At 70.3% G+C, this 24,971-nt stretch carries 23 protein-coding genes; 9 read left to right on the top strand and 14 right to left on the bottom strand.

What is annotated here, in order from left to right:
- Window positions 1-444 precede the first annotated feature (444 nt).
- The gene (locus tag QNO26_RS11850) at window positions 445-1,332 is read left to right on the top strand and encodes an endonuclease domain-containing protein (RefSeq protein WP_257526473.1); all 888 of its coding nucleotides are present in this window, start codon (window positions 445-447) and stop codon (window positions 1,330-1,332) included.
- A 61-nt stretch (window positions 1,333-1,393) separates the two neighbouring features.
- Here QNO26_RS11850 and QNO26_RS11845 read toward each other — a convergent pair whose 3' ends face one another.
- The 8 genes from QNO26_RS11845 to sdhC all read right to left on the bottom strand — a co-directional run bounded on the left by QNO26_RS11845 (window position 1,394) and on the right by sdhC (window position 9,286).
- Complete coding sequence (locus tag QNO26_RS11845) at window positions 1,394-2,017, bottom strand: SDR family NAD(P)-dependent oxidoreductase (RefSeq protein ID WP_257533569.1); 624 nt, start codon at window positions 2,015-2,017, stop codon at window positions 1,394-1,396.
- Window positions 2,018-2,560: 543 nt separating this feature from the next.
- Window positions 2,561-3,565, bottom strand: a complete 1,005-nt coding sequence (trpS, locus tag QNO26_RS11840; protein WP_257526474.1) for a tryptophan--tRNA ligase — start codon at window positions 3,563-3,565, stop codon at window positions 2,561-2,563.
- Window positions 3,566-3,611: 46 nt separating this feature from the next.
- Window positions 3,612-4,463, bottom strand: a complete 852-nt coding sequence (locus QNO26_RS11835; protein ID WP_257526476.1) for an exodeoxyribonuclease III — start codon at window positions 4,461-4,463, stop codon at window positions 3,612-3,614.
- A 47-nt stretch (window positions 4,464-4,510) separates the two neighbouring features.
- The gene (locus tag QNO26_RS11830; RefSeq protein WP_257526477.1) at window positions 4,511-5,707 is read right to left on the bottom strand and encodes a YihY/virulence factor BrkB family protein; all 1,197 of its coding nucleotides are present in this window, start codon (window positions 5,705-5,707) and stop codon (window positions 4,511-4,513) included.
- Window positions 5,708-5,776: 69 nt separating this feature from the next.
- Window positions 5,777-6,547: a succinate dehydrogenase iron-sulfur subunit gene (locus QNO26_RS11825; RefSeq protein ID WP_257526478.1), complete on the bottom strand. Its 771-nt coding sequence runs from the start codon at window positions 6,545-6,547 to the stop codon at window positions 5,777-5,779.
- 2 nt (window positions 6,548-6,549) lie between these two features.
- Window positions 6,550-8,355, bottom strand: coding sequence for a succinate dehydrogenase flavoprotein subunit (sdhA, locus tag QNO26_RS11820; protein ID WP_257526479.1), 1,806 nt, complete (start codon window positions 8,353-8,355; stop codon window positions 6,550-6,552).
- Between the two features lie 41 nt (window positions 8,356-8,396).
- Entirely contained in the window at window positions 8,397-8,852 is a 456-nt protein-coding gene (locus QNO26_RS11815; RefSeq protein WP_257526480.1) for a succinate dehydrogenase hydrophobic membrane anchor subunit, read from the bottom strand.
- Window positions 8,852-9,286 (bottom strand): succinate dehydrogenase, cytochrome b556 subunit, encoded by a 435-nt coding sequence (gene sdhC / locus QNO26_RS11810; protein WP_257526481.1) that lies wholly within the window; start codon window positions 9,284-9,286, stop codon window positions 8,852-8,854. The genes QNO26_RS11815 and sdhC overlap by 1 nt, the downstream gene beginning before the upstream one ends.
- A 195-nt stretch (window positions 9,287-9,481) precedes the next feature.
- Here sdhC and QNO26_RS11805 point away from each other — a divergent pair, with 195 nt between their 5' ends.
- The 8 genes from QNO26_RS11805 (at window position 9,482) to QNO26_RS11770 (ending at window position 18,912) form a co-directional block, all read left to right on the top strand.
- On the top strand, window positions 9,482-10,594 hold the full coding sequence (locus QNO26_RS11805) for a mannose-1-phosphate guanylyltransferase (RefSeq protein ID WP_257526482.1): 1,113 nt from the start codon (window positions 9,482-9,484) through the stop codon (window positions 10,592-10,594).
- 137 nt (window positions 10,595-10,731) lie between these two features.
- Complete coding sequence (locus tag QNO26_RS11800) at window positions 10,732-11,847, top strand: BMP family lipoprotein (RefSeq protein ID WP_257526483.1); 1,116 nt, start codon at window positions 10,732-10,734, stop codon at window positions 11,845-11,847.
- Window positions 11,848-11,961: 114 nt separating this feature from the next.
- A complete protein-coding gene (locus QNO26_RS11795) occupies window positions 11,962-13,476 on the top strand; it encodes an ABC transporter ATP-binding protein (protein ID WP_257526484.1) in 1,515 nt (504 codons plus the stop codon).
- Window positions 13,473-14,789, top strand: coding sequence for an ABC transporter permease (locus QNO26_RS11790; protein WP_257526485.1), 1,317 nt, complete (start codon window positions 13,473-13,475; stop codon window positions 14,787-14,789). The genes QNO26_RS11795 and QNO26_RS11790 overlap by 4 nt, the downstream gene beginning before the upstream one ends.
- Window positions 14,786-16,072 carry an ABC transporter permease gene (locus QNO26_RS11785; protein ID WP_257526486.1) on the top strand — a complete coding sequence of 429 codons (1,287 nt, stop codon included), beginning with the start codon at window positions 14,786-14,788 and terminating at the stop codon, window positions 16,070-16,072. Before QNO26_RS11790 ends, QNO26_RS11785 begins: the two co-directional genes overlap by 4 nt.
- Window positions 16,073-16,079: 7 nt before the next feature.
- A complete protein-coding gene (locus QNO26_RS11780) occupies window positions 16,080-16,481 on the top strand; it encodes a cytidine deaminase (RefSeq protein WP_257526487.1) in 402 nt (133 codons plus the stop codon).
- On the top strand, window positions 16,478-17,770 hold the full coding sequence (locus QNO26_RS11775) for a thymidine phosphorylase (protein WP_257526488.1): 1,293 nt from the start codon (window positions 16,478-16,480) through the stop codon (window positions 17,768-17,770). The genes QNO26_RS11780 and QNO26_RS11775 overlap by 4 nt, the downstream gene beginning before the upstream one ends.
- Before the next feature lie 26 nt (window positions 17,771-17,796).
- Complete coding sequence (locus QNO26_RS11770) at window positions 17,797-18,912, top strand: adenosine deaminase (protein WP_257526489.1); 1,116 nt, start codon at window positions 17,797-17,799, stop codon at window positions 18,910-18,912.
- 5 nt (window positions 18,913-18,917) lie between these two features.
- Here the strand turns inward: QNO26_RS11770 and QNO26_RS11765 are convergent, their stop codons facing one another.
- The 6 genes from QNO26_RS11765 to QNO26_RS11740 all read right to left on the bottom strand — a co-directional run bounded on the left by QNO26_RS11765 (window position 18,918) and on the right by QNO26_RS11740 (window position 24,836).
- Window positions 18,918-19,946, bottom strand: coding sequence for an NAD-dependent epimerase/dehydratase family protein (locus tag QNO26_RS11765; RefSeq protein WP_257526490.1), 1,029 nt, complete (start codon window positions 19,944-19,946; stop codon window positions 18,918-18,920).
- Window positions 19,943-20,959, bottom strand: a complete 1,017-nt coding sequence (locus QNO26_RS11760) for a bile acid:sodium symporter family protein (protein ID WP_257526491.1) — start codon at window positions 20,957-20,959, stop codon at window positions 19,943-19,945. The genes QNO26_RS11765 and QNO26_RS11760 overlap by 4 nt, the downstream gene beginning before the upstream one ends.
- The gene (locus QNO26_RS11755; RefSeq protein ID WP_257526492.1) at window positions 20,956-22,362 is read right to left on the bottom strand and encodes a flavin-containing monooxygenase; all 1,407 of its coding nucleotides are present in this window, start codon (window positions 22,360-22,362) and stop codon (window positions 20,956-20,958) included. The genes QNO26_RS11760 and QNO26_RS11755 overlap by 4 nt, the downstream gene beginning before the upstream one ends.
- Before the next feature lie 67 nt (window positions 22,363-22,429).
- The gene (locus tag QNO26_RS11750; protein ID WP_257526493.1) at window positions 22,430-23,227 is read right to left on the bottom strand and encodes an alpha/beta hydrolase; all 798 of its coding nucleotides are present in this window, start codon (window positions 23,225-23,227) and stop codon (window positions 22,430-22,432) included.
- Between the two features lie 20 nt (window positions 23,228-23,247).
- Window positions 23,248-24,399: a mannitol-1-phosphate 5-dehydrogenase gene (locus QNO26_RS11745; protein ID WP_257526494.1), complete on the bottom strand. Its 1,152-nt coding sequence runs from the start codon at window positions 24,397-24,399 to the stop codon at window positions 23,248-23,250.
- The gene (locus tag QNO26_RS11740; protein ID WP_257526495.1) at window positions 24,396-24,836 is read right to left on the bottom strand and encodes a PTS mannitol transporter subunit IIA; all 441 of its coding nucleotides are present in this window, start codon (window positions 24,834-24,836) and stop codon (window positions 24,396-24,398) included. The genes QNO26_RS11745 and QNO26_RS11740 overlap by 4 nt, the downstream gene beginning before the upstream one ends.
- Window positions 24,837-24,971 lie beyond the last annotated feature (135 nt).

Raw genomic sequence — 24,971 nt, 5'->3', positions numbered from 1 at the left:
GCCGCCGCGCGCCCCGCCCGCGCCCACTGCCGCCCGCACCCACCGCCGCCCGCACATGGCAGCCCGCCGCCCGCCGCGGCCCGCCGCGGCCCGCCGCGGCCCGCCGAGGCCCGCCGAGGCCCGCCGCGCTTGACAGGCCGTTGTCGTGGCTGTCCGTGCACAACGTCGCCACTCCGCCGCCGCGCGCCCCGAGCGGCGTGCACAACGTCGCCACCCCGCCCGCACCGGGGCGGTCCCTGACGCGTTCACGGCCCTGCGCCCCGATCCCGCGACGTTGTGCCCCGGTGGTGTCCGTCGTGCCCCGCGACGGTCGCGACATTCTGCACGCCCGCCGCCGCGCGCGCCGGCCGCGGCGCCTCCTCCCCAGGCCTGGCAACACGGGCAGCTGTCCACGGACCAGCCGATCGCCGAAGGACGGCGATGCCGCCGCGACACAGTGGGAGGGTGATCCCGACCCCCGTCGTCGGCACCTCGCCGACCACCGTCAGCTACGCGATGCTGCGCGCCGGCGGGGTGCCGCGCCGCCGGATCGACTCAGCAGTCGCGGGCGGCGCGCTGATTCGCGTGCGACGCGGAACGTATGTGCCCGGTGACTGTCCGCCCGCCTTCCTGCTCGCGGCCCGTGAGGGCGGCCGCCTCGACTGCCTCTCGCTGCTGGCGGCCTGGGGCGTCTTCGTGCTCGACGCGACCGCCACGCACGTCCAGATGGACTACGGCGCCACCCGTCTCCCGCCGCGTCGCGACGGGCTGGAGCGCCACTGGCGGTGCACAGCGGCGGCGTCCGATGCGCTCGCCGCACCGCTCATCGAGGCCCTCGCGCAGGCATGCCGGTGCCAGCCCCCGCGGGCGGCCATCGCCACCCTGGACAGCGCATGGCACCAGGGTCGGGTGGACGAGGCGGGCATCGCGGACGTGTTCCGGCTGCTGCCGCGACGCTTCGGCATCCTGCGCGCCCACCTCGACCGGCGCGCGGAGTCGGGCATCGAGACGCTGCTGCGTCTGATGCTGCGCGCCCAGGGGTGGCAGGTCGAGGTGCAGGTCCTCATCCCGGGCGTGGGCCGGGTGGACCTCGTCGTCGACGGCTGGCTCATCATCGAGTGCGACAGCGCGCAGTTCCACGGCGGATGGCTCGAGGGACGTCGCGACCGCCGGCGCGACCTCCAGGCCGCGCGCCTGGGCTACGTCACGCTGCGACCGATTGCGGAGGACGTCATCCACCGGCCGGACGAGGTGATCGCCGCCCTCCGTGACGTGATGGCGCACGGGGCGCCGCTGCGTCGCGTGCACAACGTCGCCACCCGTCCCCGCCGGCGCAGCACACGCGCGCCGTAGCCCGGCGGCGCGCCGGATCCGCGACGTTGTGCACGCCTCGGCGTGACACCCGCCGCGCGGGTCAGGCGGTGACGTTCGCGCTGTCCCCGGCCGTGACCGCGAGCGAGGTCCCGCTGATCAGCCGCGCTTCGTCCGACGCGAGGAACACCACGAGCGGCGCGACGTCCTCCGGCTCGATCCAGGGCAGGCCCATGGGGCTCTTGGCAGCCAGCATCCGGCGGGCGGTCGCCTCGTCGTCGGCGACATCGCCCGACGGCGACGACCCCGAGACGGCGATCGCCTGCGCGTACCGGTCCTCATGGCGCGTGAGCGCCGTGTCGACGAGGCCCGGGATCACGGCGTTCACCGTGATGCCGTGGGCTCCGAGCTCCAGCGCCGCGGACTTCATCAGCCCGATGATGCCCCACTTCGACGCCGAGTAGGCCGACCCCCACTTGGTGCCGTGCTGGCCCTGCGTCGACGACGTCACGATGATCCGCCCCCCTCCGCGGCGCACCAGCAGCGGCGCGAAGACGCGCAGCATGTTCGCAGTGCCGGTGAGGTTGTTGTCGATCTGGTCGTGCCAGTCGGCGTCCGCCATCTCGAGAATGGGCTTGAAAGCCTGGATGCCGGCGTTCGCGAAGACGATGTCCACGCCGCCCCAGGTCGTCTCGACCTCGGTCGCGACGTCGCGGAGCGCGCCGATGTCGCGGTGATCGGCGACGATGCCCAGCAGCGCGTGCCGGCATCGCGCACCCGGGCGCCGGTGTCGTCCAGTTCCCCCTGGGTCGCGGGCGGGAAGTCGTCGGCGCGGCTGACCACGGCGATGATGTCGATCCCGACAACGTCGGCGCCCGCCCGTGCGAGGGCGACTGCGGCGGCCGCGCCGATTCCGCGCGCCGCCCCGGTGACCACGGCGATCCTGCCATCGAGACGTCCGGTGGTCCAGGGCTTCTTCTCGGGCATGGCTGCTCCTCGGAGGGTGGCACCGCGTCGCGCGATTGTCCGATCCTGCCCCTGGGTGCGGCCTCGGACAAGGCCTGGGCCGCGCACAACGACGGTGATCGCGTCGGTGCGCCGGCCTGCGGTGGCTGTCGACGGGCCCTCGCAGCCGGTTCGGCGACGTTGTGCACGCGCCCCCCCGGAACGCGGCGCGCGCCCGCCCGGCCGGCGTCGGTCATGCGGACCGGCCGACGCCGAGCGCGCCGGTGCCCTGCGGTGGGAAGCGACGGGGTGGCCCGCCGGGACCTCAGCCTCGGCGCAGCAGACCCACGCGGTCGTAGACCTGCGACAGCGTCTTGTCGGCGACCTCGTCGGCGCGGGCCGCGTTGGCGGCGAGCACGCGGTCGAGCTCGGCGGGGTCGTCGAGCAGCTCCAGGGCGCGGGCGCGCACGGGGCCGAACTCCTCGACCACGACCTCGGCGAGTCCCTTCTTGAAGTCGCCGTAGCCACGGCCGGCGTACTCGTCCTCGATCGAGGGGATCTGCCGACCCGTCAGCGCCGCATAGATCACGAGGAGGTTCGACACCCCGGGCTTGTTCTCCCGGTCGTACCGCACCACGCCCTCGCTGTCGGTGACGGCGCGCATGATCTTCTTCGCCGAGACCTTCGGGTCATCCAGCAGCCACAGCACGCCGGCGTCGGACTCGGCCGACTTCGACATCTTCGCCAGCGGGTCCTGCAGGTCGTAGATGCGCGCCGTCTCCTTCTGGATCACCGGCATCGGCACGGTGAACGTCTCGCCGTAGCGCGAGTTGAAGCGCGCCGCGAGGTCGCGGGTGAGCTCGACGTGCTGCTTCTGGTCGTCGCCGACCGGCACGATGTCGGTCTGGTACAGCAGGATGTCCGCGGCCATCAGGATCGGGTAGGTGAACAGCCCGACCGAGGTGGTGTCGGCGCCGTAGCGCTGCGACTTGTCCTTGAACTGCGTCATGCGTGACGCCTCGCCGAAACCGGTGATGGTCGACAGGATCCAGGCCAGCTCGGCGTGGGCGCGCACGTGCGACTGCACGTACAGGGTCGACCGCGACGGCTCAATGCCGGCGGCGATGTACTGCGCGGCCGTGCGGCGGGTCTTCTCCCGCAGCACCCCTGGATCGTTCGGCTGGGTGAGCGCGTGCAGGTCCACCACCGAGAAGTACGCCTCGTACGCCTCCTGCAGGTCACGCCACTGCAGAAGCGCCCCGATGTAGTTGCCGACCTGGAGCGAATCGGCGGAGGGCTGCATTCCGGAGTAGAGGCGGGGTCTGGTCACCCCTCCAGTCTAGAGAGCGGATGCCACCGCCCTCGCCGTGCCGGGCTCAGACGCCGAGGGTGTAGTCGGCGATCACCGGCGCGTGGTCGCTCCAGCGGGTGTCCCACGAGGGCGCGCGGACGACGCGGTAGTCCACCACCCGGGACCCGAGGGCGGGGGAGGCGAGGTGGTAGTCGATGCGCCAGCCGGTGTCGGTGTCGAACGCCTTTCCGCGGTTCGACCACCACGTGTACGGGCCGTCGACCTCGCCATGGAAGGTGCGCCCCACATCGATCCAGCCGAGGCCGGTGCCCGTCGATCCGTCGACGCCTCGCACCTCGGCGCCGGCGGGCCCGGTGAACCGGTCGAAGTACGCCCGCTCGCGCGGGAGGAACCCGGCCTTCTTGACGTTGCCCTTCCAATTGCGGATGTCGAGCTCCCGATGCCCGACATTGAGGTCCCCGGTGATGACGGCGAGCGAGCCGTCCGCGGCGAGGAGCGGCATCCGCGCCTCCATCGCGTCGAGGAACGCGTACTTCGCGACCTGCTTGTCGGTGTCGACCTGCCCCGTGAAGACGTAGGCGCTCACGACGGTGAGCCGCTCGCCGTCGACCTCGATGTCGGCCTCGACCCAGCGGCCCTTCGCATCGAGGGTGTCGTCGCCGCCGAGGTCGGTGCGCCAGACGTCGAGGGGCTCGCGGGCGGCGATCGCGACACCGGCGCGGCCCTTGGCCAGTGCCTCGTCGTTGACCACGTGCCAGCCCGGCAGGGCGGCGGCCAGGTCCGCGGCCTCGGCCCGCACCTCCTGCAGGGTGAGGACGTCCACTCCCGCGTCTTCGAGCCAGGGCGTCATGCCCTTGCGGACGGCGGCACGGATGCCGTTGACGTTGACGGAGGCGATGCGGATCGTTCGGGGCACGACGGCAAGCGTAATCGGGGGAGCGGACACCGCCGCACGGCCGATGCTCAGTCGAATGTGAGCAGGCGGGGCTCGTCCTCGGGGGGCACCGCGGCGCGGGCGCGCGCCAGGTCCGCCCGGGCCGCGCTCACGCGCCGGTCGGCGATCCACCGCCGCCACCAGGGGGCGGCGGCCCGTTCGGCGCGCACGCGGCGCAGGCGCACCTCGGCCGCGATGGCCAGGGCGCCCAGTTCACGCCGGCGGCGCTCGGCATCGGTCAGGTGCGTCAGCGGGATCTCGTGGTCGGCGGCGGCGACGGCGATCCACGACGCGGCCACCAGGATCACCACGCCGTTCAGCCGGAACCACAGGAGCATGCCGATGAGCGCGGAGAAGGTCACCAGCAGCGGGTTGGACGGCGTGTAGGACAGCAGTGTGCCGGCACCCAGCTGCAGCACCACCAGTCCCGCCCCGCCGAGCAGGGCGCCGGGCCAGATGGTGCGCCACGGCAGCGAAGTCCCGGCGAGAAAGCGGAACAGCCCCGCCATCGCGGTCGCGGCGATGCCGAAGGCGACGGCGACGGAGAGCACGCGGCTGAGCACCTGCACCCAGGTGGAGGTGTCGCCGATGTCGAGGGCGCCCAGCAGCACGTTCAGCGCGCCGGCGGCGAAGCTCGACAGACCCGCACCCACCACCAGGGCGGCGCCGAACAGCAGAGCCGCGACGAGGTCACGCGCCTTCAGCAGGAAGTAGTTGCGCCCGTCGAAGGGCAGTCCGAAGATGTCGCGCACGGCGCGGCGGGTGAAGGTGACGAACCCGATCGCGGTCCATACCGCCACGAGGAAGGCCACGACACCCGTGACCGCGAGCACGCCGCCGCTGCTGCGGGCGATGGCCTCGACCTCGTCGGGGGAGATGACCCCGCCGGCGGAGATGAGGTCGGGCACGTAGGTGTCGACGATCGTGATGAGCCCGGCCACGGCCTGTGCGCGCGAGCCGAGCCACGCGCCCGCCAAGGCGAACGCGAAGTACAGGGCGGCGAAGATCGAGAACAGCGATTGGTAGCTGATGCTCGCCGCCAGGAGGAATCCGTTGTGCCGCAGGAAATGCCGCCACACCCGCACGGGGAACGCCTTCAGTGTGCGGCGTGTGAGCTTGTTCGCGCGGTCGAGGGGCTCGTCGAGTCGCCCCCGCAGCGCGGAGTCGTCCCACCGAGCACGCCAGCCGGCGTCATCCGACGGCGGCCGCGCAGGTGAAGAGCTCACGTCGACAGCGTAGCGAGGGCGGATGCCGCACCCGCCGGCATCCGCCCCCGTTCAGCGCGCAGTGCGCGACTACTTGCGCAGGATCGCCTGCTTGACCTCGGCGATGGCCTTGGTGACCTCGATGCCGCGGGGGCACGCCTCGGTGCAGTTGAAGGTGGTGCGGCAGCGCCACACCCCCTCCTTGTCGTTGAGGATGTCCAGGCGTGCGTCGCCGGCGTCGTCGCGCGAGTCGAAGATGAACCGGTGGGCGTTGACGATCGCGGCGGGGCCGAAGTACTGCCCGTCGGTCCAGAACACGGGGCACGACGAGGTGCACGCCGCGCACAGGATGCACTTGGTGGTGTCGTCGAAGATCTCGCGGTTCGCGATCGTCTGGATGCGCTCCTTGCCCGGCTCCGGCGCGGAGTTCGAGATGAGGAACGGCTGCACCTCGCGGTACGACGCGAAGAACGGCTCCATGTCGACGATCAGGTCCTTCTCCAGCGGCAGGCCCTTGATGGCCTCCACGTAGATGGGCTTGGAGATGTCGAGGTCCTTGATGAGCGTCTTGCAGGCCAGGCGGTTGCGGCCGTTGATGCGCATGGCGTCCGAGCCGCAGATGCCGTGGGCACACGAGCGGCGGAAGCTCAGCGAGCCGTCGACCTCCCACTTGATCTTGTGCAGGGCGTCGAGCACGCGGTCGGTGGCGTACAGCTCCACGTCGTAGTCCACCCAGCGCGGCTCGGTGTCCTTCTCCGGGTCGAAGCGGCGGATGATGAACGTGACGAGGAACGACTGGATGCCGGTGGCGCCGGACTCCACGGCGTCGGCCGTCTCGGCGGGGGCGAGTGCGCTGGCCATGCCTAGTACTTCCTCTCCATCGGCTGGTAGCGGGTGATGACGACGGGTTTCCAGTCCAGGCGGATGTGGTCCTCCGGGTGCGACGAATGCGGGTCGCCGGAGAGGTACGCCATCGTGTGCTTCATGTAGTTCTCGTCGTCGCGCTTGGGGTAGTCGTCGCGCATGTGACCGCCACGGCTCTCCTTGCGGTTGCGGGCGGTGACGACGACGACCTCGGCGAGGTCGAGCAGGAAGCCGAGCTCGACCGCTTCGAGCAGGTCGGTGTTGAAGCGCTTGCCCTTGTCGTCGACGTGCACGTTGCGGTAGCGCTCGCGGAGGTCCGCGATGACGTCCATGACCTCGGAGAGCGATTCGTCGGTGCGGAACACCTGGGCCTTGCGGTCCATCTCGTCCTGCAGGGTCTTGCGGAGCACGGCGATGCGCTCGGTGCCCGGGTTGTTGCGCAGGCTCTCGATCATCTCCCGCACCTCCTTGGCCGGGTCCTCCGGCAGGGGCACGAAGTCTGCGGTCTGCACGTACTCGACGGCGTTGCGCCCGGCGCGCTTGCCGAACACGTTGATGTCCAGCAGCGAGTTGGTGCCGAGGCGGTTCGAGCCGTGCACCGACACGCAGGCGCATTCGCCGGCGGCGTAGAGGCCCGGGACGACCGTGGTGTTGTCGCTGAGCACCTCGGCGTTGACGTTCGTCGGGATGCCGCCCATCGCGTAGTGGGCGGTCGGCATGACCGGTACGGGCTCCACGACCGGGTCCACGCCCAGGTAGGTGCGGGCGAACTCCGTGATGTCGGGGAGCTTCGTCTCGAGCACCTCGGCGCCCAGGTGCGTGCAGTCCAGCAGCACGTAGTCGCGCTCGGGTCCGGCGCCGCGGCCCTCGGCCACCTCCTGCACCATGCAGCGGCTCACGATGTCGCGCGGGGCGAGGTCCTTGATGGTGGGCGCGTAGCGCTCCATGAAGCGCTCACCCGAGGCGTTGCGCAGGATCGCTCCCTCGCCGCGGGCGCCCTCGGTGAGGAGGATGCCGAGACCGGCCAGGCCGGTCGGGTGGAACTGGAAGAACTCCATGTCCTCCAGCGGCAGACCCTTGCGCCAGATGACGCCGACGCCGTCACCGGTGAGGGTGTGGGCGTTGGAGGTCGTCTTGAAGATCTTGCCGAACCCGCCCGTGGCGAAGATCGTCGCCTTGGACTGGAAGACGTGGAGGTCGCCCGTCGCGAGGTCGTAGGCGACGACGCCCGCGACCTGCATCGAGCCGTCCTCGGCCTTCACCGTGATGAGGTCGAGCACGTAGAACTCGTTGAAGAAGTTGATGCCGAGCTTGACGCAGTTCTGGAACAGCGTCTGCAGGATCATGTGACCGGTGCGGTCGGCGGCGTAGCAGGCGCGGCGCACCGGCGTCTTGCCGTGGTCGGCGGTGTGCCCGCCGAAGCGACGCTGGTCGATCTTGCCCTCGGGGGTGCGGTTGAACGGCAGCCCCATGTTCTCGAGGTCGATGACGGCGTCGATCGCCTCCTTGGCCAGGATCTCCGCGGCATCCTGGTCGACGAGGTAGTCGCCGCCCTTGACGGTGTCGAAGGTGTGCCACTCCCACGAGTCCTCTTCGACGTTGGCCAGGGCCGCCGCCATGCCGCCCTGCGCCGCACCGGTGTGCGAGCGGGTCGGGTACAGCTTGGAGATCACGGCGGTCTTCGCGCCGGGCCCGGCTTCGATCGCCGCGCGCATGCCGGCACCGCCGGCGCCCACGATCACGATGTCGAACTGGTGGTAGTGCACGCCGTCCTTGACGACGCTGCCTTCGCTCTGGGTGCTCACGTGTCAGATGCCTTCAATCTCTGCTGTGTCGCGCGGCGTCGCTACGCCGCGCACTTCTCGATCAGCCACTGCGTGGTGCTGTTCTCGATCCCGAGGCACGGGTCGAAGGTGAACACCACGAGCGTGCCCAGGACGATCATGAAACCGGCCGACAGCCAGATCGCCCACACCAGCACGCGACGGGCCTTGGGTCCGGTGACGTAGTCGTTGACGATCGTGCGCATGCCGTTGGCGCCGTGGATGAACGCCAGCCACAGCATCAGCACGTCCCACCACTGCCAGAACGGCGAGGCGAGCTTGCCGGCGACGAACGCGAAGTCGATGCCGTGGATGCCTTCGCCCAGCATCAGGTTCACGAAGAGGTGGCCGAAGATCAGCACGACCAGCAGCACGCCGGAGACGCGCATGTAGATCCAGCCCCACTTCTCGAGGTTCGCGCCCTTCTTACGGGGCGTCGAGTGCGGCGTGCGGGGCGCGGCGAGGGTCTCGGAAGTCATCAGTGGTCTCCCCATCCGGCGGCGAAGACGATGGACAGATGGCGCACCGTGAAGGGCACCAGGGTCACCAGCCAGAGGGCGAGGACGCCCCACCACAGCTGGCGCTGGTAGCGCGCACCCTTGGACCAGAAGTCCACGAGGATGATGCGCAGCCCGTTGTAGGCGTGGTAGGCGACGGCCGCGACCAGCACGACCTCGCCGATGCCCATGATCGGGTTCTTGTAGGTGCTCATGACCGCGTTGTACGCCTCGGGGGCCACGCGGATCAGCGCCGTGTCGAGCACGTGCACGAGCAGGAAGAAGAAGATCGCAACACCGGTGATGCGGTGCAGGACCCACGACCACATGCCCTCGTTGCCGCGGTACAGGGTGCCCCGCGGTGTTCTCGACGTGGTCTCGGTCACCGACGGTGTGAGGCGTGCTGGTGCAGCCACTTTCGTCCTCCATGATCGACAGGGGGTTGGCGGCTCGCTCTCACGATCGGGGGCGTCGTCCGCGGTGCGCCACAAGGGACGCGCCTCCATCCTATTCCCGCGGATCGAGTGCTGGGCGACGGCGCGGGCCGGGGCGTCCGGCGGCAGGGTCGGCCGATAAGGGGTCCGGATGTGTGGTGTCGATAGCCTGGGGGTATGTCCCACACCATCCCGGACTTCTACGCCGTCATCCCCGCGGGGGGCATCGGCAGCCGGCTGTGGCCGCTGTCGCGCGCCGACGCGCCCAAGTTCCTGCACGACCTCACCGGCTCCGGCCAGACGCTGCTGCGCGACACCTGGGACCGGCTGGAGTCGCTGTCCGGTGCCGACCGCATCGCCGTGGTCACCGGGCGCGCGCACCGCGCCGCCGTCGAGGAGCAGCTGCCCGGGATCCCCGATCGCAACGTGTTCCTCGAATCCGAGCAGCGGGAGTCCGCCGCGGCGATCGGGTTGGCCGCGGCCGTGCTGGTGCGGAGGGAGCCCGACGTCATCATCGGCTCGTTCGCCGCCGATCACGTCATCCGCGGCACGCGCACGTTCGAGTTCGCGGTGCAGCAGGCCGTCGCCGTGGCACGGGACGGGTACATCTGCACGATCGGCATCCAGCCCTCAGAACCCTCGGTGGGGTTCGGCTACATCAAGAAGGACGGCGAGCTGATCGTCGACGGCGCCCCGGAGGCCGCGATCGTCGAGCGCTTCGTGGAGAAGCCCGATCTCGAGACCGCGAAGGAGTACTTCGGCGACCGCTCCTACCTGTGGAACGCGGGCATGTTCATCTCCCGGGCGGATGTGCTCCTGGCCGAGCTCGCCGAGAATGCGCCGGAGCTGCACGCCGGACTGCTGGAGCTCGCGGAGGCGTGGGACGACCGGGAGCGTCGCGGTCCCGTCGTCGACCGGGTGTGGCCGACACTTCCCAAGATCGCCATCGACTACGTCGTGGCCGAGCCGGCGGCCGAGAAGGGTCGCCTGGCCGTGATCCCCGGTCACTTCGACTGGGACGACGTGGGGGACTTCGCCAGCCTGGCCAAGCTCAACTCCCACGGACGCAACGAGCTGGCGATCCTGGGGAAGAACGCCCGCATCCTCTCGGATGCGGCCAGCGGGATCGTGGTGAGTCAGACCTCTCGTGTCATCAGCCTGATCGGCGTGCAGGACATCGTGGTCGTCGACACCGAGGACGCGCTGCTGGTCACCACCAGTGAGCACGCCCAGCGCGTGAAGGGCGTTGTCGATGCCCTCAAACTCACCGGCCGCGGGGACGTGTTGTGAGCTCTCTATGACGCGATGATTGCGTCTTTGTAACCATTGGCCATGAAGGGGCGATGTGGTCAAGGGCATCGCGTCACAGTAGGTAACTTTCAACTGGCGTCGCGAAATCCGCGGCGGCCATCAATGTGGAGGCTGCATTGACCATCTCGACCACCAAGAAGGTCCTCGGCGCAACCGGCGCCGCTGCGCTGCTCGTCGCCCTCGCCGGCTGCGGAACCGCGCCCGAGGAGAACACCGGCGGCAATGCCGCACCCGAGCCGGCAGACGACTTCAAGCCCTGCCTGATCTCCGACGAGGGCGGCTGGAACGATCGTTCGTTCAACCAGTCGGCCAAGGAGGGCATGGACCGTGCTCTCGAGGAGCTCGGCATCGAGGGCATCGAGATGGAGTCGACCTCGCCCAACGACTACGCGCCGAACCTCGAGACGCTCGTCTCCGAGGGCTGCTCGTTCATCGTCTCGGTCGGCTTCAACCTCTCGGCCGCCACGGTCGAGTCGGCGCTGGCCAACCCCGAGATCGACTACGCGATCATCGACGACTGGGCCGACAACGACTTCGACGGCGCCACCGACGCCCCGAACATCAAGCCCCTCGTCTTCGACACCGCGCAGGCGTCGTACCTCGGCGGCTACGCCGCGGCCGCCTGGTCGGCTCAGAACGACGTGAACAAGGTCGGCACCTTCGGCGGCATGCAGATCCCGTCGGTCGCCGTGTTCATGGACGGCTTCGAGCAGGGCGTCGACAAGTACAACGAGGACAAGTCCGGCTCCGTGCAGGTCTTCGGCTGGGACACCGCCGCACAGGAGGGCGCCTTCACCGGCGGCTTCGCGGCCAACGACACCGCCAAGCAGACCGCGCAGGGCGTGCTCGACCAGGGTGTGGACGTCATCCTCCCCGTCGGTGGACCGATCTACCAGAGCGCCGCGGCGGCCATCGCCGACGGTGGCCTGGATGTCGTCATGCTGGGCGTGGACAAGGACCTCGCCGTGGCCGATGAGAGCGTCACCGACGTGACCCTCGTGTCGATCATGAAGGCCATCGACGTGGCCGTGTACGACGCAACGCTCGAGGCCGCCGGCGGCGACTTCGACGTCGAGCCGTACGTCGGCACGCTGGAGAACGAGGGCGTCAAGCTCTCCGGATTCCACGACTTCGAGAGCGAGCTGCCCGAGGGCCTCGCCGACGAGCTGGCGGCGCTGCAGGAGCAGATCATCGCCGGTGACATCACGGTGGAGTCCCCGAACTCTCCGTGACCTTCTGAAGTCTCGCTCGGGGCGGGCAGCGCTCGTCGCTGCCCGCCCCGAGCATGTCCATGGACAGGGAGAGCCGTTTTCCCCGCGAGGCGGCTCCTGGAATAGGGTGCAGTTATGAAGCTCGAGCTTCGCGGAATCACCAAACGATTCGGCAGCCTCGTCGCCAACGACAGGATCGATCTCACCGTGAATCCGGGTGAGATCCATGCGCTCCTCGGCGAGAACGGTGCCGGCAAGTCCACGCTGATGAACGTCCTCTACGGCCTGTATCAGGCTGACGAGGGCGAGATCCTGCTCGACGGGGTGCCGCAGCACTTCCGCGGGCCGGGTGACGCGATGGCGGCGGGCATCGGCATGGTGCACCAGCACTTCATGCTGATCCCGGTGTTCACCGTCGCCGAGAACGTCATGCTGGGCCACGAGTCCACGAAGGGCTTGGGCAGGCTCGACCTCGCCGCCGCCCGCGCGCACGTGCGCGCCGTGGCCGACCGGTTCGGGTTCGAGATCGACCCGGATGCCACCGTCGGCGACCTGCCGGTGGGTGTGCAGCAGCGCGTCGAGATCATCAAGGCGCTCTCCCGTGACGCGAAGGTGCTCGTCTTCGACGAGCCCACCGCGGTGCTCACCCCGCAGGAGACCGACGAGCTGATGACGATCATGCGCCAGCTGCGCAGTGAGGGCACCTCGATCGTGTTCATCACGCACAAGCTGCGCGAGGTGCGCGAGGTCGCTGATCGCATCACCGTCATCCGCCACGGCGCGGTGGTCGGCGAGGCATCGCCGACGGCGTCGAACACCGAGCTGGCCTCCCTCATGGTCGGCCGCGCGGTCGAGCTGACCGTGCAGAAGCAGCCGCCGCACGTGGGCTCCGGCGGACTCGAGGTGCGCGACCTCCGCGTGCTCACCCTCAGCGGCGGCATCGTCGTGGACAACGTCAGCTTCGACGTGCGCCCCGGCGAGGTGCTCGCCATCGCGGGCGTGCAGGGCAACGGTCAGACCGAACTGGTCGACGCGATCGTCGGTCTCGCCGCCCGTGTGGAGGGCTCCATCAGCCTCGACGGCACGGAGCTGGTGGGAAAGAGCGTGCGCGGCATCCTCGATGCCGGCGTCGGCTTCGTCCCCGAGGACCGCAACGAGGACGGCTTGGTCGGAGGGTTCTCGGTCGCCGAGAACCTCATCCTGGACCGTTCGTCGGACAAGGAGTTCGTGCGCGCGGGGACGATCATGCGCCCGACTCTCGATGCGTTCGCGCGCGACCGCATCGCCGAGTACGACATCCGCACGCAGGGCCCGCACACCCTGGCCGCGACCCTCTCCGGAGGCAACCAGCAGAAGGTCGTCATCGCCCGCGAGCTCAGCCGTGAGCTGCGGCTGCTGGTCGCCGCTCAGCCGACCCGCGGCGTCGACGTCGGCTCCATCGAATTCATCCACAAGCGCATCATCGAGACCCGCGACAGCGGCGTTCCGGTGATCGTGGTGTCCACCGAGCTGGACGAGGTCACCGCGCTGGCTGACCGCATCGCGGTCATGTACCGCGGCGCGATCGTCGGCGTCGTCCCCGGCGACACCCCGCGCGACATCCTCGGCCTCATGATGGCCGGCGCCAGCGACCCGGAGGTGGCAGCATGACCGGCACGACGCCCGGTCCCGACGACGTGACCAAGGGGCTGCCGCCCGAGCAGCTCCCGCCGGTGAACAGCCCGCTCGCGGGTGAGCCGCAGATCCCGCCGCCGCCGCGGACCAACGTCTTCTTCAAGGATCTGCTGCGCGGCAGCGCGTTCACCACGATCCTCGCGATCGTGCTGGCCATGATCGTCGGCGGCATCCTGATCGCCTTCACCGACGAGGACGTGCAGGAGGCGGCCGGGTATTTCTTCTCCCGCCCCGGCGACACCTTCAGCGCGATCTGGCAAGCCGTCTACGGCGGATACGAGGCGCTCTTCCGCGGCGCGGTGTTCAACCCGCGCGGTGCGGACTTCGCGGCCCAGATCCGCCCGCTGACCAGCTCGCTGGGCTTCGCCGCACCGCTCATCGCGGCCGGTCTGGGCGTGGCGCTGGCGTTCCGCGTCGGCCTGTTCAACATCGGCGCCCGCGGCCAGATGCTCGTCGGCGTGATGTTCGCCGGGCTGTTCGCGTTCAACCTCGACCTGCCGTTCTTCCTGCACATGCCGCTGACGATGCTCGCGGGCATCATCGGCGGCGCCCTGTGGGGCGGCATCGTGGGTGTGCTCAAGGCACGCACCGGCGCGCACGAAGTGATCCTCACGATCATGCTCAACTACGTCGCCTACTACCTGCTGCTGTGGATGATCCGCACCCCCGGACTGCTGCAGAAGCCGGGAACGAACCAGCCCATCTCCTCGGCGACGCCCGAAACCGCCCAGTTCCCCGAGCTGTTCGGCGCGGCGTTCCCGCTGCTGGACTGGGGCTTCGTCATGGTGATCATCGCGACGATCGCGGTGTGGTGGATCGTGGAGTTCTCCAGCCTCGGCATGCGCCTGCGTGCCGTGGGTGAGAACCCGCACGCCGCCCGCGCCGCCGGCATCAACGTCAAGCGCATCTACGTGTACGCCATGCTCTTCGCCGGCGGCCTGGCCGGCCTCGCCGCGATGAGCCAGATCCAGGGGTCGGTGACCTCCGGCTTCAGCGGATCGATCGACGCCGGCATCGGGTTCGACGCCATCACCGTGGCCCTCCTCGGTCGCAGCCGGGCGTGGGGCACCTTCGCCGCCGGCATCCTGTTCGGCGCGTTGAAGTCCGGCTCGTTCTCGATGCAGGCCCAGGGCATCCCCGTCGACATCGTGCTGGTCGTGCAGGCGCTCATCGTGCTGTTCATCGCGGCGCCGCCGCTGCTGCGCGCGGTGTTCTTCCTTCCCAAGACCGACGTCGAGAAGGCGGCCAAGGCCAGAGCCAAGGCCGCGAAGAAGGCGGTGGTGGCATGAACGCGCTCGCATCCACGGCGCCCAACCCCGGCGCCCTGCAGCTCGGCACCGTCAAGGAGCGGCACCTGAAGGTGCCCGTGGTCCTGGCGCTGGTCACGGTGCTGCTGGCCGCACTGTTCTTCTTCGCCCCGCGCGATGGTGTCAGCACTTTCCGCCTGGGCGACGCCTCCTCGGCGATCGCGCTCCCCAACGTCGAGCTGCCCACGGCACCCACCAGCTGGCTGCTGGTCGTGCTGCTGCTGGCGCTGACGGCCTGGGCGGCGTGGGATGCCTGGTCGTACCGTCGCCCGCCGCTGTGGCTGATCATCGTCTTCTCCGTGCTCGGCGTGTTCGCCTTCCTGGTGTGGGCCGCCGCGGGCGGACTGGTGCCCGTCACCGGTCTGCTGTTCGGGGCGATCTCCCTGTCGGTGCCGCTGGTCTTCGGCGCCCTGGGCGGGGTCATCGGCGAACGGGTCGGCGTGGTCAACGTCGCCATCGAGGGCCAGCTGCTGCTGGGCGCCTTCTCGGCGGCGCTGCTGTCCAGCATCACCGGAAACCCCTTCATCGGCCTGATCGGCGCGATGATCGGCGGCGTGCTGGTCGCCTTCGTGCTGGCCGCGTTCGCGATCAAGTACCTCGTCGACCAGGTGATCGTCGGTGTCGTGCTGAACGTGCTCGTCACCGGACTCACCGGCTTCCTCTACGGCGCGCTGCTGGTGCCCAACGAGAACACGCTCAACCGCCCGGTGCGCTTCACGCGGCTGGAGATCCCGCTGCTGAGCGACATCCCGATCATCGGACCGGTGCTGTTCAACCAGACGTTCCTGGTGTACCTCATGTACATCACCGTCGCCGTCGTGGCGTGGGGCCTGTACCGCACCCGCTGGGGACTGCGTCTGCGCGCCGTCGGCGAGCACCCGCAGGCCGCCGACACCGTGGGCATCAAGGTCAACATGTCCCGCTTCTGGAACGTGTCGCTGGCCGGTGCGATCGCCGGCGTGGGCGGGGCGTACTTCACCCTGGTGTCGGTGCCGCAGTTCGGCAAGGAGATGACCGCGGGTCTCGGCTTCATCGCCCTGGCCGCCGTGATCTTCGGCCGCTGGGATCCCATCCGCGCCGCCCTGGCCGCGCTGCTGTTCGGCTTCGCGACCAACCTTCAGAACCTGCTGACGGTGCTGGGCACGCCCATTCCGAGCGAGTTCATGCTCATGCTGCCCTACGTCGTCACGATCATCGCCGTGGCCGGGTTCGCCGGCCAGATCCGCGGACCCGCGGCAGCCGGCAAGCCATACATCAAGGGATGACACTGACATGACCGACATCGATTGGGACCATCTCCGCGCCGTCGCGACGGAGGCCATGGAGCGGGCGTACGCCCCCTACTCGCGGTATCGGGTGGGTGCTGCGGCCCTCGTCACCGACGGCCGCGTGGTGGCGGGGTGCAACGTGGAGAACGCCTCGTACGGGGTGGGCCTGTGCGCCGAGTGCGCGCTGGTGGGCGACCTGCAGATGTCCGGCGGCGGACAGCTGGTGGCCTTCGTCTGCGTGAACAACGACGGCCAGACGATCATGCCGTGCGGACGCTGCCGGCAGCTGCTCTACGAGTTCTCGCTGCCCGGCATGCTGCTGGAGACCGTCTCCGGCATCCGCACGATCGACGAAGTGCTGCCCGACGCGTTCGGGCCGCGCGACCTGGAGGAAGCAGCACGATGAGCACGCCCGAGCCTTTCGACGCCGTCGACGTCATCCGCGCCAAGCGCGACGGGGGAGCCGTCCCCGAGGACGCGCTGCGCTGGATGGTCGACGCCTACACCCGCGGCTACGTCGCCGACGCGCAGATGGCGTCGTTCGCGATGGCGATCCTGCTCAACGGCATGCAGCGCGACGAGATCCGCGTGCTCACCGACGCCATGATCGCCTCGGGCGAGCGCATGAGCTTCGGTGGCCTCGGCAAGCCGACCGTCGACAAGCACTCCACCGGGGGCGTCGGCGACAAGATCACCCTCCCGCTGGCTCCGCTCGTGGCCTCGTTCGGCGTCGCCGTGCCGCAGCTCTCGGGGCGCGGACTCGGCCACACCGGCGGCACGCTCGACAAGCTCGAATCGATCCCCGGATGGCGGGCGGCACTGACCAACGACGAGCTGTTCGCGCAGCTGCGTGACATCGGCGCGGTCATCTGCGCCGCCGGGTCGGGCCTGGCGCCGGCGGACAAGAAGCTCTACGCGCTGCGCGACGTCACCGGCACGGTCGAGGCGATCCCGCTCATCGCCTCGAGCATCATGTCCAAGAAGATCGCCGAGGGCACCGACGCGCTCGTGCTCGACGTGAAGTTCGGCGGCGGCGCGTTCATGCGCGATGTCGACAAGGCTCGCGAGCTCGCCCGCACCATGGTCGCGCTCGGGACCGACTCGGGAGTGGCGACCACCGCCCTCCTCACCGATATGAACACCCCGCTCGGGCTCGCGATCGGCAACGCCAACGAAGTGCGGGAGTCCGTCGAGGTGCTCGCCGGCGGCGGTCCCGCCGACGTCGTGGAGCTCACCGTCGCCCTCGCCCGCGAGATGCTCGCCCTGGCCGGTCAGCCCGATGCCGATGTCGAGGCGGCGCTGCGCGATGGCCGCGCGATGGACACGTGGCGCGCCATGATCCGCGCCCAGGACGGCGACCCGGACGCAGCCCTGCCGGTCGCGCGCGAGACCCACACCGTCACGGCGACCTCGTCGGGCTTCGTCGCCCGGCTCGACGCGCTGCCCTTCGGCATCGCCGCCTGGCGGCTGGGGGCCGGGCGCGCCCGTGCCCAGGACCCCGTCGTGCACGCCGCCGGCATCGACCTGCACGTGAAGCCCGGAGACGCCGTCCGCCCGGGGCAGCCGCTCTTCACGCTGCTCGCGGATGACGCCCAGCGCTTCGACCGGGCGCTGGACGCCCTCGACGACGCGTGGGAGATCGGCGACACTGCAGTGGCGCGCACTCCGCTCGTGCTCGAACGCATCACCGCCTGACCCGGCATCCGAACGAAGGAATCTCCATGGCCATCGACCAGCACGGCGACGTCCAGCTGCAGGGACGCTCTCTGCGCGCACTGCCCAAGGTGTCACTGCACGACCACCTCGACGGCGCGGTGCGCCCGGCGACGATCATCGAACTGGCCGACGAGATCGGGCTGGAGGTGCCGGAGAGCGACCCCGGCGAGCTGGCGGATTGGTTCGAGGAGCGCAGTGACTCCGGCTCTCTCGTGGAGTACCTGAAGACCTTCGACCTCACCACGGCGGTCATGCAGACCCGCGAGGGGCTGACTCGCGTCGCTCGGGAGTTCGTCGAGGACCTCGCCGCCGACGGCGTGGTCTACGGCGAGGTGCGCTGGGCGCCCGAGCAGCACCTCCAGGCCGGGCTCACGCTCGAAGAGGCCGTGGAAGCGGTGCAGGAGGGCATCGAAGAGGGCGAGGATGCCGTCGAGTCGGGTGGCCGCGACATCCGCGTGGGCCAGCTGCTCACCGCGATGCGCCACACCGACCGTTCGATGGAGATCGCCGAGCTGGCGGTGGCGATGCGCACGCGCGGAGCCGTGGGCTTCGACATCGCCGGGGCCGAGGACGGGTTCCCGCCGGCAATGCACCGTGCCGCGTTCGACTACCTCGCGGCGCACTTCTTCCCCGTGACCGTGCACGCGGGGGAGGCGGCCGGGCTGGACTCGATCCGCTCCGCCCTCATCGACGGTCGCGCGCTGCGGCTCGGGCACGGGGTGCGCCTGGCGGAGGACCTCGAAGTCGTCTCGCGCGAAGGCGAGGAGGTGTTCGTGCAGCTCGGCGACCTCTCCCGCTGGGTGCGCGACCGGGAGATCCCGTTGGAGCTCTCTCCCTCGTCGAACCTGCAGACCGGCGCCTCGTCGAAATGGGGCACCGATCTCGCGGACCACCCGTTCGATCTGCTGTACCAGCTCGGCTTCTCGGTCACCGTGAACGTCGACAACCGCACGCAGAGCCGCACGTCGCTCACGCGAGAGCTCGCCCTGCTGGCCGAGACCTTCGAGTACGACCTCGACGACCTCGAGGCGTTCCAGCTGAACGCGGCCGCGGGCGCCTTCCTCAGTGTGGAAGAGCGCGAGGAGCTCATCGAGATCATCGCGGAGGGCTTCGCCGGCTGACCGCGTCAGCGGTCGATCGCCGCGGCCCGCCGCCGGCGCGCCACGCGGGGATGGGCGGTGAGGTACTCCTCGAACGCCTCGGCGCTGGTGCGCGACGGGGTGAACCCGAAATCCTGCTTGAGCGCGTCGTTCGCGAGCACCGGACGATGGCGGAGGAAGCCGACCTGTTCGGGGCCGTGCACCGTCAGGCGCAGCGCCTGTGCGAGGCGGAGCGCCGCCGCGAGCAGGCCGGGCGGCACCGTCACCACCGGCTTGCCCAGCCGGGAGGCGATCTCGCGGACGGTGAGGCACCCGTCGCCGGCGACGTTGTAGACCCCCGGCGGCCCGTCGGTGGCCGCCCGCGCCATCGCGGCGGCGACGTCGTCGACCCACGCGAAGACGAAGGGGGAGTCCGATCCCCGCACGGCGAGGATGCCCGGACCGTCCCACAGTGCGGTGATCTGGTTGCGCACGCTGGGGCCGAGGATCGTCCCGATGCGGAACACCGTCTGCTCCAGTTCGGGGTGGGCCATGCGGTACGCGGCGAGGAGCTGCTCGACGAGGCGCTTGTGCTTGGCGTACGGGAACTCCTCGTTGCCGCGCACCGGGTGGTGCTCGCGCAGCCAGGGCGGGTTGTCGGCGTGGTAGCCGTATGCCGCGCCGGACGAGGACACGACGATGCGCCGCACGTTGGTCTCCAGACACGCCTCCAGCACGTGGCACGTCCCATCGACGTCCACGCGGTACTCCTGGTCGTGATCGCGCCCGGGGCTCACGATCGCGGCGAGGTGGACGACGACGTCGATCCGATGGCGCCGCAGCACCGGGTCGACCGTGTCGCGCCGGGTCACGTCGAGGTGCTCGTGGAGGACTCCGGCCGGCGGGTCGACGGGGGAGCGCACGTCGCCCGCGACCACGAGGTCCACGCCCGGCACCTCTGCCAGGGCGGCGATCACATGGGTGCCGAGGAACCCCGCGCCGCCGGTCACGAGCACGCGGGCGCCCCGGCGAGCGCCGGCATCCGCCGTGCTTCGGGCCGGGTCCTGGCCGGTCATGCCGCACCTCCCGCCGCCGCGTCCGTCCCGCTGCCGGGCGCCGCGCCGGTGGCCGGGCGGCCGCCGACGTCGGATGCCGCCGCGTGCCGCGAGGCGTCGCCCTTCGCCGACCCGGTGCGTCGTCGCGTGTGCCGGGCCCACAGCCCGGCGACGACGAGCCCGGCCACGATGTCCCAGATGCCCCACCAGCCGGCGACGATCGCCATGCCGCCCAGGCCGCCGAAGAAGCTGAACACCAGCCCCAGCCCGAGTCCGGCGTTTCGGATGCCGACTTCGAATGTCACCGCCTTGCGCTCGCGCGTGCCGAGACCCCCGACCACCGCGGTGCCGTAGCCGATGGCCAGCGCGACGGCGTCGTGGATCGTGACGACGAGGACGATGACGCCCAGGAACGCCACGAAGTAGCCCCAGTTGCCGATGAGGGCGGCCAGGATGAAGCCGAGCAGGGCCAGGAGCGAGAACCATTTCACGAACGGCTGCGCCCGCGCGGCGACCCGCGGCAGCTTCGCCCGCACCGCCAGGCCCACCAGGAACGGCAGGCCGATGATGAGCAGGATCTCCAGAAGCATCTGCCAGCCGTTGAGCGAGACCGTCGCGAGCAGGGCACGGGTGTCGGGCCGCAGCGATCCCCAGAAGGCGATGCTGAAGGGCAGGGCGACGATGTAGAGCAGGTTGCCCACCGCCGTCATCGACACCGAGAGCGCGACGTTGCCTCCGGCGCGGTGGGTCAGCACCTGCGAGATGTTCCCCGGTGGACAGCAGGCGACGAGGATCATGCCGAGCGCCATCGACGCGGTGACCGGCAGCAGCAGCGTGAGGCCCAGGGTGACCGCGGGGAGCACGAGCAGCTGCGCGAGGATCGCTACGGCGAACGGGCGCGGCTTGCGGGCGACGACCCGGAAGTCGTCGGGGCTGGTGTCCAGCGCGATCCCGAGCATGATGAGCCCCAGCACGACGTTGAGGATCATGAGGGTGCCCGGGGTGAAGTTCAGCACCACGTCGTCGGGAGTCATGCCCTGCTCCTTCCCCACGCGGCCCGGACGCCCCGCGCAGCGCGTGCCGCCGATCTGCGCACGCGGTGCGTCACCCGGCGCGATCCCGCACCTGCCTCCCCATCGCCCGCGCCCGCGTCCGTGCCGCCGAGCCCGGCCGTCGCCGCCTGCACGGCGCGGCGGTAGGCGTCTTTGTTGACGTAGTAGGACATGCGCTCCAGCCCCAGATACCGGTAGCCGCCGGTGAGATCGGGCCACGGGCCGGCCGCCACCCGGCGGCGGAAGTCCCGCTGCACCGCCTCCGGCGCGGTGAGGTAGGCGGCGATGAGCTCGGCCTGCTCATAGCGGCCCTGCCATCCGATGCCCGAGGCCTCGATCATGCCCATCACGAACAGGCCGCGGAACGCCGGCGGAAAGACGTTCAGGTACAGCTGCGGCGACCAGCCCGTCCAGTTCAGCTCGGCGCGATCGACGAAGGGATAGTCCAGCGTGTAGCCCGTCGCCAGCAGCACGGTGTCGTACTCGCCCCGGGTGCCGTCACGGAAGTGCACCGTCGAGCCCTCCCACCCTGCGACGTCGGGACGGATGCGCAGGTCGCCCTGACCGAGGTGGTTCAGCAGCATCGTGTTCACGATGGGGTGCGACTCGTACAGGCGGTGGTCGGGGCGGGGGAAGCCGAAGCGCGTGGGATCGCCCGTGAAGGCACGCAGCACGCGGGTGTCGATCGCCTGCTTCAGCCGCGCCGGCAGCGGGCGGCCCTGGTTGAGGGTGTCGGCCGGCCGGCCGAAGAGGTAGCGCGGCACGAAGTGGTAGCCGCGGCGCACGCTCATGTCGACGGATGCCGCATGGTGCACGGCATCCACGGCGATGTCGCAGCCGGAGTTGCCGGCGCCGATGATGAGCACCCGTCGGCCGGCGAGGGCGGTGGCGCTCTTGTACCGGCTGGTGTGGAGCAGCTCGCCGCTGAACGTGCCGGGGAACTCCGGCACGCGGGGATGGGCGAGGGTGCCGTTGGCGAGGATCACGCCGGTGTGGCGCTCGCTGGTGGCGCCCTCCGGCCCGGTGGCTTCCACCGTCCAGGTGCCGTCGGGCTCGCGCGTGACCGCGGTCACGGTGGTGGCGAAGCGGAAGCGCCCCGTGAGATCGAACCGGTCGGCGTAGTCGCGGAAGTACTGCAGCAGCGCGCGGTGCCCGGGGTAGTCGACGCGGGTGCGCATCGGGTACTCGGCGAACTGGGTGGTCGTGCGCGACGAGATCAGGTGGGCGGATTCGTACATGCTCGATCGGGGATTGTCGATGTCCCAGAGGCCACCCACGCCGTCGGCGGCCTCGTACCCCACCACCTGCAGCCCGGCCTTCGTCAGCGCCCGCGCGGCGGCCAAACCTGATGGGCCCGCGCCGATGACGGCATAGTTCGCACGCATGATCCCCCAGACGTCGTCGTCTGGGTCGATGTTAGCGGCTGTTCACTGAGACGGCGGACCGACCGGTTCAGCGCGTCAGCGAATCGGCGAAGGAGCCGAGGCCACCGGTGACCGCCTCATGCATCTCATCGCGGGTGATCGTGGGGTCGCCGTCGCCGGCCTGGGCGCCGTAGTCGCCGAACGAGGCGTGCGAGGCGCCCTCGATCTCGACCATCTCCGCGTCGGCGGGGAGCAGGTGCCGGGCGTCGGCGATCTTCTGCGGGGTGGACAGGCCGTCGTCCGTGCCGGCCAGGCTCAGCACCGGCAGATCGGTGTCGGACAGGTCGCCGGAGCAGTACGACGCGAACAGCGCGAGCGCATCGGCGTCCTCGGCGAGCTGACACGCGCGCACCCCGCCCAGCGAGTGGCCGCCGACGATCCAGGTGTCCACGTCGGGGGCGAGGCCGGTGAAGGAATCCAGCGGCCGCGGATCGAAGAAGGCCAGGTTCAGCCAGGGCTTCGTGATGACGACCGTCACTTCGTCCTTGGCCACCATGCCCGCCAGGATCGCCGCGTACGCCCACGGATCCACCTTGGCACCCGGGATGAACACCAGACCCGTGTCCGATTCCACTGAGGTGGGGGAGAGGACGATCGCGCCCGGCCCGTCCGCGATGCGCACCCGCTCGTCGGCGCGGACGGACGCCAGCGGCTCCGGTTCTGCGGCCATCACGCCGATCTGGCTCCACACCACGACGCCGATCACCACCACGACCAGCAGAGCGCCGATCGAGCCGAGGACCCAGTTGAGCACCCGGCGCCGACGTGGGCGCCGCGGCGTGGCGGCGGTGCCGGCGACGGGCTCCACAGCCTCGTCGTCCGGCACCGTCGCGCCGGCAGGATCGGTCAGGAGAGGGCCCTCTGCCGTGCCTGCACCAGTTGCTGAACGCGGAAGAACAGCGGGTGGTCCGGCTCGAGCCCGGTGACGGATGCCGTGAAGGTCGCGGCATCCTGCTCGCGCAGCAGCCGCTGCAGGTCGACGGACTGCGGGTCCTCCGCGTCGTCGAACTCCAGTGCGGCGCCCACGGCAGCCAGCAGGGCGTCGACCGACAGACCGCGCTCCGCCGCCTCGGCAGCAGGGCCGATGAACCGCTCGTGGCGCGAGAGCTTGCGCAGCGGCTGTCGCCCGACCCGCCAGACGGTGTCGGGCAGGGCGGGGTTGGCGAACCGCCGCAGGATGGTCTCGCGGTAGTCCGTGAGGTCGTCGGCATCCAGCCCGTGCTTGGCCGCCAGCAGTGCGGAGGTCTCCTCCAGCGCCCGCGCGACGGCCGCGATGATGACCGAATCCGACAGCGCTGCGGCGATCGTGTCCACGCCCGCACGCGCACCGAAGTACGCCGTCGCCGCGTGCCCGGTGTTGACGGTGAACAGCTTGCGCTCGATGTAGGGGGCGAGGTCGCCGACGAAGTGAGCGCCGGGGATCGAAGGCAGGTCGCCCTGGAAGGGCGGCGCCTCGATGGCCCACTCGAAGAACGGCTCGACCGTCACGTCCACCCCGCCGCCGGCCGGCTGGCCCGGCACGATGCGGTCGACGGCCGTGTTGGCGAAGACGGCGCGACCGGCGATGGCATCCCACGCGTCGCCTGCCTGCGCGCGCATCTCCTCGCGCAGGAGATCGGTGGCGTTGATGGCGTTCTCGCACGCCATGACGATCAGCGGCGGGAGAGCCGGGTCGCGCGTGCCGAGGCCGGCCACGATGTGGGGCGCGACGAAGCGCAGCACGGTGGGACCGACCGCGGTCGTCACGATGTCGGCGGTGGCGATCTCGTCGACCACCTTCTGGGGGTCGGTCTGGCTGTTGACGGCACGGAAGCCCGTGACCACCTTGTCGACCCCGCCCTCGCCGACCTCGTGAACCGTGTAGGAGTCGGCGGCGTTGATGGCGTCGACGAGGTCGCCGGCGACGTCGGAGAAGACCAGCTCGTAGCCGCCCTCGTGCAGCAGCAGGCCGACGAAGCCGCGACCGATGTTGCCGGCGCCGAAGTGGACGGCCTTCATGATTCGTTCACCGCCGACAGCAGGGTGTAGAGCTCCTCGGGCGACTGGGCCTGCTTCAGCTTGGCGACCTCGTCATCGTCGGAGAACAGCAGCGCGATCTGCGAGAGGATCTCGAGGTGCTCGTCGCCCTTCCCCGCGATGCCCACGACGAACGTGACCGGGTTGCCGTCCCAGTCCACGCCCCCGTCATAGCGGACGAAGGACAGCGCCGAGTCGAGGATCGTCTCCTTCGTCTCGTTGGTGCCGTGCGGGATCGCGAGCTCGTTGCCCATGTAGGTGGAGACCGTCTCCTCCCGCTGCTGCATCGCATCGAAGTAAGCGTGGGTGACGGCCCCGGCGGCCTCCAGGATGTCGGCGGCCTCCTTCATCGCGTCTTCGCGGCTCACCGAGCCGGAGTGGATGCGGACCTGTCCGACGTTCAGCACGTCCCGTGCCATGTCTTACCCCTTTCATCGGTCGGATGCCGTGGCATCCGTGTTCACTGTCTCAAGTCGGGGCGGGACATGACGACCTCTTGCGCGCCCGACGGAAAAAGGCCACGGGGCCGGGGGCATCGCGCCGCCCGGCCCCGC

The organism is Microbacterium sp. zg-Y1090 (genome assembly GCF_030246945.1).
Taxonomy (GTDB): domain Bacteria; phylum Actinomycetota; class Actinomycetes; order Actinomycetales; family Microbacteriaceae; genus Microbacterium; species Microbacterium wangruii.
This window is presented reverse-complemented; position numbering and strand designations above follow the sequence as displayed.